Origin of the sequence: Pedobacter sp. BMA (assembly GCF_001027745.1) — a bacterium.
Lineage (GTDB): Bacteria > Bacteroidota > Bacteroidia > Sphingobacteriales > Sphingobacteriaceae > Pedobacter.
Map to the genome: position 1 here is coordinate 610,496 of NZ_LECU01000004.1, position 13,622 is coordinate 624,117.

At 41.0% G+C, this 13,622-nt stretch carries 7 protein-coding genes; 2 read left to right on the forward strand and 5 right to left on the reverse strand.

Annotated elements, in window-relative coordinates; genetic code table 11:
- Positions 1 to 23: 23 nt before the first annotated feature.
- On the reverse strand, positions 24 to 965 hold the full coding sequence (locus tag AB669_RS08840; RefSeq protein ID WP_047798898.1) for a ribose-phosphate pyrophosphokinase: 942 nt from the start codon (positions 963 to 965) through the stop codon (positions 24 to 26).
- Positions 966 to 1,310: 345 nt separating this feature from the next.
- Between AB669_RS08840 and AB669_RS08850 the strand changes: the two genes are divergently transcribed.
- Together AB669_RS08850 and AB669_RS08855 are read left to right on the forward strand one after the other, a co-directional pair.
- Positions 1,311 to 4,337, forward strand: a complete 3,027-nt coding sequence (locus AB669_RS08850) for a DUF2723 domain-containing protein (RefSeq protein WP_047798899.1) — start codon at positions 1,311 to 1,313, stop codon at positions 4,335 to 4,337.
- Between the two features lie 227 nt (positions 4,338 to 4,564).
- The gene (locus tag AB669_RS08855) at positions 4,565 to 7,606 is read left to right on the forward strand and encodes a DUF2723 domain-containing protein (protein WP_047799088.1); all 3,042 of its coding nucleotides are present in this window, start codon (positions 4,565 to 4,567) and stop codon (positions 7,604 to 7,606) included.
- A 90-nt stretch (positions 7,607 to 7,696) separates the two neighbouring features.
- Here the strand turns inward: AB669_RS08855 and AB669_RS08860 are convergent, their stop codons facing one another.
- From AB669_RS08860 to AB669_RS08875, 4 genes are all read right to left on the reverse strand, one after another.
- Positions 7,697 to 8,515 (reverse strand): hypothetical protein, encoded by an 819-nt coding sequence (locus AB669_RS08860; protein ID WP_047798900.1) that lies wholly within the window; start codon positions 8,513 to 8,515, stop codon positions 7,697 to 7,699.
- A gap of 441 nt (positions 8,516 to 8,956) precedes the next feature.
- A complete protein-coding gene (locus AB669_RS08865) occupies positions 8,957 to 9,919 on the reverse strand; it encodes an acetyl-CoA carboxylase carboxyltransferase subunit alpha (protein WP_082120625.1) in 963 nt (320 codons plus the stop codon).
- Between the two features lie 115 nt (positions 9,920 to 10,034).
- Complete coding sequence (locus tag AB669_RS08870; RefSeq protein WP_047798901.1) at positions 10,035 to 11,594, reverse strand: S10 family peptidase; 1,560 nt, start codon at positions 11,592 to 11,594, stop codon at positions 10,035 to 10,037.
- Positions 11,595 to 11,711: 117 nt separating this feature from the next.
- Positions 11,712 to 13,592: an alpha-amylase family glycosyl hydrolase gene (locus tag AB669_RS08875; protein ID WP_047798902.1), complete on the reverse strand. Its 1,881-nt coding sequence runs from the start codon at positions 13,590 to 13,592 to the stop codon at positions 11,712 to 11,714.
- Positions 13,593 to 13,622: the final 30 nt, after the last annotated feature.

Consider the following 13,622-nt stretch of genomic DNA (forward strand, 5'->3'; position numbering starts at 1 on the left):
AACCTCAACGTTCCACCTAAATTTTAAACTCTAAACAGGTCACTGATCGAACCATGCTCATTCACATTGGCAATTGCCCTTGCAAATAAACTGGCTGTACTCAAAACTCTGATCTTTCCACTCTCCCTTTTCAAAGGTATCGTATCCGTAACAATCAACTCAGTTAAAACCGAATTTTCTACAGTTTCGATAGCTTTACCCGATAATACAGCATGTGTACAAACAGCTCTAACACTTGCAGCGCCGTTTTCCATAATCAAAGCAGCCGCTTTCGATAGTGTGCCGGCAGTGTCGCAAATATCGTCAATTAAAACCACATCCTGCCCTGTCACATCACCAATGATCGACATCGACTCAATTTCATTAGCACGCTTACGGCGTTTATCACAAATAATCACCTCAGCATTGAAAAACTTTGCAAAAGTGCGGGCCCTGTACGAACCTCCCATATCCGGAGATGCAATAGTTAAATTTTTTAACCCCAAACTCTTGATATAAGGAACAAATATCACCGATCCATCCAGGTGATCTACCGGAATATCAAAAAATCCCTGAATCTGCGCAGCGTGCAAATCCATTGTCATGATGCGGTGAATACCAGCAGACTTCAATAAATTAGCAACTAACTTAGCACCAATGGCCACACGCGGTTTATCCTTTCTGTCCTGACGGGCTAAACCATAGTAAGGAACAACTGCAGTAATGTAATGTGCCGACGCGCGTTTAGCAGCATCAACCATCAACAAAAGCTCCATTAAATTATCACTTGGCTGATAAGTAGACTGAATAAGAAAAACATCACAGCCACGTATAGATTCATCAAAAGAAGGTTGGAATTCGCCATCACTGAATTTGTGAATGGTTACATCACCAAGTGGTTTACCGTATTGCTCGGCAATTTTAAGTGATAGTCCTCTTGAACCTGTTCCGGAGAATAATTTTACCGGGTTAAACTGCAATGGCATGATCCGTGTAGTTTACGGTTAAAAAAAATCGGATCATATCTGTTAAGATACGATCCGAACTAAAATTTAGTTGTCCGACCTGGATTCGAACCAAGACAAACGGTACCAAAAACCGTTGTACTACCCTTATACTATCGGACAAACTTTCAAATTTTCTTTTGAGATTACCTCCTCAAAAGCGAATGCAAATGTAGGCAGCATATTTTAATTATGCAAGAGTGTATTTAAAAAAAATTAAAATTTATTGCTAACTAATTGAAGATCAAAAAATATTTTTTCTTCCATGCAACGCTGCATTTCAAAATCCGACTATTAACAATAACCTATAACTGATTAACTGAAACCATGACTTATTCAAAAATCAACACCCTCGCCGGATGGATTTGTTTCTTCATCGCTGCAACCGCTTATATCCTCACAATGGATCAATCTGTCAGTTTTTGGGATTGCGGTGAATTTATCGCCTCTGCCTTTCGATTACAGGTGGTACACCAGCCCGGAGCGCCGATCGTCTCCATGATCCAGCGAATTTTCTCTACCCTTGCATTCGGAGACAAAAACCTGGTCGCTTATTTTATCAATCTCTCCTCAGCATTAGCAAGTGCCGCTACAATATTATTCTTATTCTGGACAATTACCGCACTGGCAAAAAAAACAATAATTAAACCAAACAAAGAACTAAATAATGCCCAAATAACTGGCATCATTGCTTCAGGATTAGTAGGCGCCCTGGCCTATGCTTTTTCAGATAGCTTCTGGTTCTCCGCTGTCGAGGCTGAGGTGTACGCCATATCCTCGTTATTTACAGCCGTCACTTTCTGGGCGATTTTGAAATGGGAATCACAGGCAAACGATCCGCGGGCAGATCGGTGGCTGCTTTTCGTAGCCTATTTAACCGGCTTATCCATTGGCGTACATTTACTCAACCTCTTGGTCATTCCAGCCATCATTTTTGTTTACTATTTCAAAAAATCAGCCTCAGTAACCTGGCAAAGTATTTTAAAAACTTTTTTTTTATCAATCGCCGCACTTGCATTCGTTCAGTTCGGAGTAATACAATTCCTGATTTCGCTGGCCGCCAGCTTCGACTACTTCTTTGTGAATACAATGAACCTTAGCTTCGGTACCGGTATTTTATTTTATGCCCTGGTAATAGTAGCCGGACTATTTTATGCCATCAGATACTCCATCATTAAAAACAAACGTACACTAAACCTAGTACTCCTCTCCGTTTCTCTTATCATTTTTGGTTACAGCTCTTTTGCATTACTGATCATCAGAGCTCAGGCAAAGCCTAACCTTAACAATTACAACGTAGATAATGTCTACTCATTCTTAAGGTATGTAGGCCGCGACCAGTACGGCGACCGCCCCTTACTTTACGGCCAAAACTATAACTCACCAAAAACTGATATCCAAACCACCGGACAAATTCTCCGTAAAGGAAAAAACAGATATGAATCAGCGGGAACTAAATCAGAGTATGTATATGCCGACAAAACCCTCGCGCCTAGAATGTATAGCGATAAACCTGAACACATCAGCTTTTATAAAAACTACATGGGCTTCAGTGATGAACATAAACCAACCCTTTTAGACAACCTGAAATATATGTTCTCCTTTCAAACAGGACAAATGTACATGCGCTATTTCATGTGGAATTTCGCCGGCAGACAAGACAATGAAGACGGACAACGCGGTGGCCGTGATGGAGAATGGTTAAGTGGTATTAAGCCCCTTGATGCCTTACGCTTGGGAAATCAAAATAACCTCCCCCCTTCAATCACCGAAAATAAAGCCTATAACAGATTCTTTTTTCTACCCCTCATCATGGGAGTTATTGGTGCACTCTGGCATTTTAAACGTAACAAGAAAGACGCCGGCGTAATTGGCTTACTCTTTGTATTTACAGGGGTAGCCATTGTGGTGTACCTGAATTCTGTTCCCGTCGAACCCCGCGAAAGAGATTATGCCTATGTTGGTTCTTTTTACGCCTTCGCCATATGGATCGGACTGGGCGTTTTAGGCTTGAAAGAATTGGCATCCCGAAAACTTAACCCGATGAGCGCAAGTCTTGTTGCCGCCAGCATCGCCTTATGTGCTGCGCCAGTCATCATGGCTAGCGAGGGATGGGATGACCACAACCGTTCTGATAGTCACCTCGCTCACGACATGTCTGTAAATTATCTGAAATCCTGCGCACCGAACGCTATTCTCTTCACTTATGGCGACAACGATACCTATCCTGTTTGGTACGCGCAGGAAGTCGAAAACATTCGTCCGGATGTACGCGTGGTCAACCTGAGTCTTTTTACAGCCGACTGGTATATCGACGGAATGAAAAAGAAACAAAATGAGTCCGCCCCGCTGCCCATTTCTATGAAACCCGAACAATATGTGGAAGGTACCAGGGATATCATGTATTACCAGGACTATAAAATTAGCCAGCATATAGAACTCAAAGAAATTCTGGATATTTTATTATCAGAAAATGATGAAGATAAGGTAGTGATGAACGATGGCTCAAAATATAATGTGTTGCCAACAAAAAAATTGAAAATAACCGTAAATCCAAAACAAGTGCTCGATACCGGTACCGTACCTAAAGAAGATGCAGGTAAAATTGCAGATAGCATTCAGTGGACATACGATAGCGATTACGTAACGAAAGGTACACTGGCCCTGTTTGATATCCTGACCCACAACGACTGGAAACGGCCAATTTATTTTACAGGTGCCATGCCTGATGCCCAGTATATCGGACTAACAAAATACCTGTATACTGAAGGACTCAATAAAAGATTACTGCCTTTAAAACCCAACCCCGATGTCACCGAAGATTTTGACCGGGTAAATGCAAAACCACTATACAAGAACCTGATGCAGGTATATGGCTATGGCAATATCAAACATGCCAACCATTTAGACAGGCAATCGGCCGACGATGTAAACTACATTTCAACTATGTTTAACAGTTTATTAACGAGTTTAATTAATGAAGGAAAGCTGTCGGAAAGTAAAAAAGTAGCCCGTAGATACTTTGAAGTCATTCCGGATAAATTTTACACCATGCGCCAGGTTATGAGCACTTACTATTTCACAGAAAATCTGTATCGGATGAATGACCTTAACAGCGCAAATGCCTTGATTAATAAATCGGCGGATCACATCAACAAAGAACTAAATTACCTAACCGAATCCTCAGAAACCGACAAGCGCCTCGTATCTGAACAGAATATTCGCTTTTACCTGGCCTACCTTGGTCAAATGGTAAAACTAACCGAAGCATTTAAGCAGAATGAAATGAGTAAAAAACTCGAAAAACAGTACAACGGATTCATCACTCGCCTCACGCCTTTTGCCGGATCATAGTGCCTTAAACATTTTAACTTCAGCCCACAGGTATGTTTTTAAACTCCACCTGTGGGTTTCAGCTGTTTGCTCAAATTTAAATCGCCTTAAATCTTTTATATCAACCGCTAATTGCAGTTAAGTTTTGTTAAATCAATCTAAAAAATTACCTGTTTTATCGACTAGAATAGTTAATTTCGGCAGCATTTTTATGTGAACTTTATTTTTTAATGTCATTATACAAACCAATGAATTATTCAAAAGTCAATAATATAGTAGGCTGGATCTGCTTTTTAATTGCAACAATAACTTACGTTTTAACTTTAGAGCCATCTGCTAGTTTTTGGGATTGTGGTGAATTTATTGCCTCAGCATTCAGAATGCAGGTTGTACACCAGCCTGGAGCACCCCTGTTTTTGATGCTTCAACGCTTCTTCTCTGTTTTTGCAGCAGGCGACTTAACGAAAATAGCCTATTGGATGAACGTAGGTTCTGCCGTTTCAAGTGGAGCAACTATTTTATTTCTATTTTGGACAATCACTGCGTTAGCGAAAAAAACCATTCTGAAGGTTGGAGAAGAGCTTACAACAGCTAAATTAATCAGCATTATGGGTGCCGGAGCTGTAGGTGCCCTAGCTTATACCTATTCTGATAGTTTCTGGTTTTCTGCTGTAGAATCTGAGGTTTACGCTCAATCATCTTTATTTACTGCAATTGTATTTTGGGCAATATTAAAATGGGAAGCACATGCGGATGAACCAAGAGCCGATCGTTGGTTGTTGTTCATCGCATACATTATGGGGCTATCAATTGGGATCCACTTGTTGAACCTATTGACCATTCCGGCTTTGGCCTTTGTTTATTACTTCAAAAGAACTGAAAAAGCAACTGCTACAGGTGTAATTAAAACCCTGATCGTAGGGATACTAATCCTGGCAGTTATCCAGTATGGTATCATTCAATATCTGGTTTCATTTGGGGCATACTTTGATCTGTTCTTCGTAAATACACTGGGAATGGGCTTCGGAACAGGGGTATTATTCTTCGCTATTCTGCTTATCAGCGCTTTGGTATTCGGTATTCGATACTCGATAAAACATCAAAAGAAATTATTAAACTTAGGTTTAATTTCTACCGTTTTAATCATTTTCGGATATGCTTCTTTTTCCATGATTATCATCAGGGCTAAAGCAGATCCAAATCTTAACAACAGCGCACCCAAAGATGCTTTTTCATTCTTAAGCTACCTGAACCGTGAGCAATATGGCGACAGACCTTTGCTGTTCGGTCCAAACTATAACTCTGAACGCGTAGGCGTTACTGACGATGGTAAAACCATCTGGAGGAAAGGCAAAGACAAATACGAAGTTGCAGGCAAGAAAACAGATTACGAGTATAACAATAACACATTATTACCTCGTATGTACAGTGATGATGCCCGACATGCAGGCTTCTACAAAGAATGGATGCACTTAGATGATGCTAAAAATCCAAATCTGGTTGATAACGTTGGATTCTTATTCAGCTATCAGATCGGCTACATGTACATGCGTTATTTCATGTGGAATTTTGCTGGCCGCCAGAATGATGAACAGGGTCAGGGAAGTGGCTATGAAGGCGAATGGATCAGCGGTATTAAGCCGATCGATGCACTTCGCCAGGGATCTCAGGCAAATCTGCCGCCCTCTACTGTAGACAATAATGCTTACAACCGTTTCTTTTTCCTACCATTGATTATCGGCTTGCTAGGTGCTGTTTGGCATTTCAAACGCAACCAGAAAGATGCTGGCGTGGTCGCTTTATTATTCTTCTTTACGGGCATAGCCATTGTATTGTACCTCAACCAAAAGCCTTTGGAACCACGCGAGCGGGATTATGCTTACGTAGGATCCTTTTATGCCTTTGCCATCTGGATTGGATTAGGGGTACTGGCAATTTCTGATTGGCTCTTCAAAAAATTAACACCTACAACTGGTGCGATAGGTGCAACTGTTTTAGGATTATTAGCCGCTCCGGTGATTATGGCCGAGCAAGGTTGGGATGACCACGACCGTTCAACAAAACTGGTGCCACATGATATCGCTTTGGATTACCTGCAATCCTGTGCACCGAATGCCATCTTATTCACTTATGGCGACAACGATACTTACCCGCTTTGGTATATTCAGGAAGTTGAAAACGTTCGCCCGGATGTACGCATCGTAAATTTAAGCTTATTTGATACCGATTGGTACATCAATGGCTTACGACAAAAACAAAATGAGTCTGCACCATTGCCAATCACCATGAAACCTGAACAATATGTACAGGGTGAACGTGATGTAATGCCATACGACGATTATAAAATCGCTGGCGCAATAGAACTTAAAAATATAGTTGATTTATTATTATCTCCAAATGATGATGATAAAGTAGCCATGCAGGACGGAACAAAATCAAACTTCCTGCCAACTAAAAACCTTAAAATCACCATTAATCCTCAGGAAGTAGTGAGTACAGGAACAGTGCCGGCAGCTGATGCTGCTAAAATTGTTCCTGAAATGGACTGGACTTTTAACAAGGGTTATGTTACCAAAGGTACACTGGCCATGTTCGATATCCTGGCACACAATAACTGGAAACGTCCGATTTATTTCGCATCAACAGTTCCTTCAGAGCAATATATCGGTTTAGACAAATACCTGTATAGCGAAGGCCTTGCATTACGTTTATTACCGTTAAAACCTGATACAGCAACAACGGAAGATAAAGCAGAACAATTAAACACACCTGCCTTGTATAATAACGTGATGACGAAATTTAAATGGGGGAACATGAAAACAGCAACCTATCTCGACCCGCAATCGTCTGATGATACCTTTATTTTCACAAACATTTTCAGTAACCTGACAGGAAGCTTAATCAAAGAAGGTAAACTAGGTGAAGCTAAAAAGGTGGTAGATAAATACTATGAGGTAATGCCGCAGAAATTCTTTGGTATCCGTACAGTGGTGGTGAAATTCTACATGGCTGAAAACTTATATAAATTAGGAGAAACGGCCAGAGCGAATGAGATTGTAACACAGTCTGGCGATTATATTAATAAAGAACTTAGCCATTTGGCAGACGTCTCGCAAACCAAGGGCTTAACAGGTTCGCAAAACATTCAAACCGGGCTATACTATCTGGATCGAATGATCAGAACAAGTAAAGCTGCTGGCCAGGAAAAGGTAAGCAATAACCTGCAAAAGATATTCACCGGTTTAGAAAGCCGTTTATCGATGTTCTTTCCGCAGCAATCTCCTCAATAGGAACTACAAACAATATATTAAAGCAGCTGTAATTGATTACAGCTGCTTTTTTTTTTAAATTTAGAGTCAACTTTCTCTCTTATTAAATCATCAATCCTCAACAACCCAGCTCAGGCCCTCCTCTTCATCTGCTATTACAGCTTTTTTGCCTGGTTGGGCAACAAAATCTATGACGATTCCATCCTTTAAATGCAGCGCATGGGTAATCTTACATACGAAATATTTTTTGTCACCCGAATATCCCGATCCCCCAATATTAAAACGAATCCCCATAACGATAACTAACGCCTTATCGCCGTCGTGATCCAGTTTGATAGGCAATACAGTTTTCGGAAACTGTCCCTGATCTAAGTGAATGATCAGATCTTTAATCTTAATAATTTCATATTCTTCACTTTCGCCTAGATCGAAATGAAAGCCACGTACCTGCAAACAGGCTCTGACTGCTTTGGGATGTGGCTTTATCAGCTCACTGGTCTTTTTCTTTGGTATAATCAGTTTAACCAAACCACCCGGTTCAATCTGAAGCGTCGGAAGAGATCGGAATACTTCTTCGAAGGGCCTTGATTTATTGAATTCAAATCCTTTAAGCAAGGCAATATTGCCATCAGCAAGTCTCTTTTTGCCTGTATGTTCAGGAGGGATGGTGTTAAAAATCGCGACCAACTGTTTATTAAGCCGATTCACCAGGCCATCGTTTCCATAAAACTCAACTAATGGTGCAAATGCTTTACGAAGCTGTGCAGCAGTCTTACTGGCCGAACCAAAATCCCGGCTGCTTTTTTTACTGTTTTCCGACTGCTTTTTGTCTGAGACATTCTGCCTCATTACATACTTGCCATTGCGCTCGTAAGCGACAAGATCGCCCAGCTTCCCTTTAATTTTGATCACTCCATTTTGTATAGCCATAATTTTTTTATATTAGCATAGTCAAAAGGGATGATCACTAAATTTAATCAATCAGATTAAAATTCCAAAATAATTTTTCAGCCCACCACACCTCCAACCCACATTCTACCCACCTTTTCGCCACCTTTTATCCACCCATGGCTGTATACTACTGTACACTTTCTTTACTACCGCTTAACATCTCCCTTAGGTTTAGTAACCAGCGCAATAACCCTGGCTCTACCTGCAATCAACCTGATCTGAACTACTGCTTCAGTGAAAAGGTTAACAAAGGGTAAACAAAAGGTAATAAAAGGCTTAGGATGCAGCGAGGATGTTATAGGTAAAGAATCAATAAAACCAGCTCAAAACAGGATAATATGCTTGAAAATTTCCAATAAAATAAAAAACCCTGTTAGGCCAATGCCAAACAGGGTTAAATCTTATATGGTTGATAATTGATTATTCGTTAACCACGCCCATTTCACAGAACTTTTCAATGCGTTGTTCAATCATTTTATCGGTTTTTAACTTACCTAATGCAGCTAAATCATTTAAGATATACTCCTTTAAAGTTTTACCCATTAATTCCGGGTCCTGATGTGCGCCGCCAAGAGGTTCAGGGATAATGCCGTCAATCAATTTGTTGCCAAACATATCATCAGAGGTTAGTTTTAAGCATTCAGCAGCTTTCTCCTTAAAATCCCAGCTTCTCCATAGAATGGAAGAACAAGATTCAGGAGAAATTACAGAGTACCAGGTATGCTCCAGCATATAAACCTTATCACCAATTCCAATGCCCAATGCTCCACCTGAAGCACCCTCTCCAACAACAATACAAATAATAGGCACACGAAGTACCGACATCTCTAATAAGTTTCTGGCAATCGCCTCACCTTGTCCGCGCTCTTCAGCTTCCAAACCCGGATAAGCACCCATCGTATCAATGAAAGAAACTACTGGCTTATTAAATTTCTCCGCCAGACGCATCAAACGCAAAGCTTTACGGTAACCCTCAGGGTTAGCCATTCCGAAATTACGGTACTGGCGCTCTTTAGTGTTTTTACCCTTCTGATGCCCGATAACCATAACAGTTTGACCGTTGATAGTTGCAAATCCACCAATAATAGCTTTGTCGTCTTTCACCGTTCTGTCGCCGTGCAACTCAATGAAATCATCACAAATCATATTGATGTAATCAAGGGTTTGCGGGCGATCCGGATGACGGCTCATCTGAACCTTGTTCCAGCCAGTTAAGTTCTTATATAAGTTATTGGTGGTTTCTTCTAATTTACCATCAAGCTCGTCCAACGTAGCAGACATGTCTACTTTAGTTTTCTCGGCAACTTGTTTAACCTTTTCTATCTGCTGAACTAAATCAGCAATAGGTTTCTCAAAATCGAATGATGTTTTTATCTGTTGCATAATTGAACCACAAAAATAGGTAATTAATCAATACGATTACACAGATTTAGTATATTGGATACATTTACTCCCGGGCTATGTTGCCTGGCACACCATAATACCCCTGTCTTTACTATTAAAACTTTGCCGCTTCACCAGCCTTGGGTAAAGCTTTTATTATAAATTCCCGGATATGGGCATTTGCAGTTTTCAGGTCGTCTTTCCTTAAGTACATCATGTGTCCGCTGCGATAACCCTCCCAACTCATCCGATCCTTCAGTTTCCCCGCAGCATCCAGTTGCCACATGCTGTATTTCGCATTGAAATAATCGCAGGCACCATCATAATAGCCCGATTGAACCAGCAAATGCAGGTATGGATTTTGCGCCATAGCCTGACGCAAATTGTCTCCGGTATTGTTACCAGAGTTATCCCAGGGGTAAACGGAGCCGAACATGTTGTATTTCAAATCAGTTTTATAATTCAGCTCATTGCGAATGTACATATTAATAGCAGGGGTAAAAGAATGTAGCCAGGAGGTTAGTTCCGCGTTGTAGTCGGGTCCTTCGCCTGCACTCATTTTATCTATCCCGCGATACCTCGAATCCAAACGACCTACAGTAAAACCCTTATCTCTCATCAGTTCCTTCCAGAAAAAATCTGTTGGAACATTCAGGTTGTAATCCAGTACCACTTTCTCTGATAATCCTGAATAACGGGCCATTTTGGAGGCAATCAGTTTCTTCTTGTCAGTACTCAACATCCCGCCCTGCGAAATAGCAGGAATCAATTCATTTATGGTGAAGGTTTCCACTTCAGGGAGCATAGCGGTCAGATCTTTGGACTGTAAATCCTGAGGCAGTGCTTTATGGTACCATGCGGTCGCGGCAAAATAAGGTAATCTCAAAGCAGCCTCTACGGACCCTCCCCGCTCTATACCAAGCTCAGTTGGAGATACCAGCACAACCCCATTCAAATACATCCACTGGCTGTTTTGCAGTTCAAGCGCCAAACCTGACACGCGTGTTGTACCATAGCTTTCACCAATTAAAAATTTTGGCGAAGCCCAACGGTTATTCCTCGTTACAAATGTATTGATCCACTCAGCAAGATATTTGATATCTGCACGCACACCAAAAAATTTATCTTTCGGAATATCCTTATTTACGGCACGCGAATAACCGGTATTTACCGGATCGATATACACAATATCGGCGACGTCTAAAATCGAATAGGGATTTTCCTTATAACCATAAGGCTGAACAGGGTATCCCTCGTCGTCAATTTTCAATACAACCGGACCAGTGTAAGCAATGTGCATCCATACCGAGGCAGATCCCGGACCACCGTTAAAAGAAATAACTAATGGACGTTGATCCCGGTTCGATACATCACTACGCTCATAATAGGTGTAAAATAATCCCGCTATGGCTTTACCTTCTTCATCCCAAACCGGTAAGGTTCCGGTTGTAGCTTTGTAGGGAACAGATTTCCCATTAATATTGACCGAATGATTAGTAACTACGGTGCTTTCCACCTTTATTGTGCGCTCATTAACGGCAGGTTTGGTTTCGTCCTTTACCGTTACGGGCAGAGTTGCGGCTATTTCTTTCGAAACATTTTTCCTGCCTGACTGCTGCGCATGAACCGCACAGCTGTAAATCAACATAATCGTAAGTAATATTTTAAATTTCATAAAGTTTAGTTTGGATCATAAAGATCAAACTAAAGGTGCGTTATTCAAAAATCACATTACAAATGTTACGCATTTACAACCAAAAACAAACGCCCCGCTAACATGGCAAGGCAATAATTACTTTAAGGCTGTTTTGCTGAATACGTGATACTCGCCAGGTGCTAATGTCGCCGTGTAAAAAGTACTGCCCATTGTGATACCATTCCCGACAGCATCAGCCCATGTTCCTGGTGTGCCAAAGTCGATGTTTGCCTGTTGACTCACCACATCAAAATTACCCACTACCACCACGGTATTTGTACCCTCAACCAGTTTGATATATTTAATGCCCCCAGCCAGATTATAAGTTGAACTGCTAGACTTAAATATCGGATTATTCTTTTTTAAGCGGATAAATTTTGCATATGCATCGTATAAAGCTTTACGGTTTGGATCACTGTAATAATCCCATTTAACCGGCTTTTCACCTGTCCTGCCATTGTAATCAATATTGATATCGTAACCAAGCTCACCAAACTGCCAAACCATTTTCGGCCCGGGAATCGCAAATAAAAATGCTGCGATTAATGCTTCTCTTTTTAAAGAAGTACCCAGATTGCCTTTGATCACGTAGTTGCCAGAAGCATTCCCGTAGTTGATATTTTTGAAGTTCAGGCGTTCCTGATCATGGCTCTCTCCAAAACCAACCAGGTTCTCAGATTTAGTAAATCCGTGATTGGCATAAAAACCCCACTGAAAGTTGGAATTATCTAACCAGCCCATTGTGGATTCGTTCATATTGTAATTCATATCATTCCACAGCATCATGCCATCCTCTGCTAAAACCTTTTCTTCCGAGGCATCGGCAAAGTGTTCGAGAATAACATAAAAATTAGGATCGATGCTTTTAATATAGGAATTGTAATCCTTCCAAATGGCAACGCGGCTTGCATCGTAAGCACTCATGGTGGCATCGTCAGTAGAAACTTTTTGGGTAAAGCCTTTTGACAAATCGAAACGGAAACCGTCAATCCTGTATTGCTGCATCCAGAATTTCATTACATCTTTTGAGAATTTTTTAGTTGCTGTACTTTCGTGGTTGAAATCAAAACCCACATTATAAGGATGTTTGGCATCAACATTAAACCACGGACTGCTTGCAGTCGGTTTCGTCCCATCAAAATACAGTTGAACCATAGGCGACTGACCAAATGAATGATTCAATACCATATCCATGATCACTGCAATTCCCCTACCGTGACATTCATCAATGAAATTCTGCAAAGCTGTTTTTGTTCCATAATACTTATCAGGAGCAAAATAAAACGATGGATTATAGCCCCAGCTTGAATTTCCTTCGAACTCATTAACCGGCATTAATTCAATCGCATTAATCCCCAAACCAATCAAATAATCCAGCTTCGCCAGCGTCGAGGCATAAGTATGCTCAGTAGTAAAATCACGAATCAATAATTCATAAATAACCAGATTATTCTTTTCGGGCCGACTGAAGCTGCTGTTCTTCCAGGTATAAACGGTCTGATTGGCCTGCATTATACTTACAATGCCGGTAGTTTTCCCGGTTGGGTAGGCTTTCAAACCAGGATATACAGTTGAAGAGATGTACTGATCATTATCCGGATCGAGAACCTTCTCGCAATATGGATCGGCAACTTTCAGCGTACCATCTATGTAAAACTGATAAGCATACTCGGTAGCCGGGTTGAGGTTGTCAACTTGTACCCACCAGGTATTTCCATCAGGGGTATTCTTCATCACAGAGGTCGTGGCCGACCAGTTATTGAAATCACTAATCAATGATACAGACTTTTTTCCCGGAGCGTATAGCGTAATGATTGCCGACGTACCGTTATTGATAAATGCAACTCCATCTTTGGCACCCGCAGGTAAATCCGCTACATTACTTACAGGCACTTCTGCTCCGGCATCAGTTGAGGATTTTTTACAGGCCGTGTTAAATGCGGTCACCAGCAATAACAGGTAAAATAGTTTTTTCATTTGGTTAGAATATTATAAGATTTTCGTCAG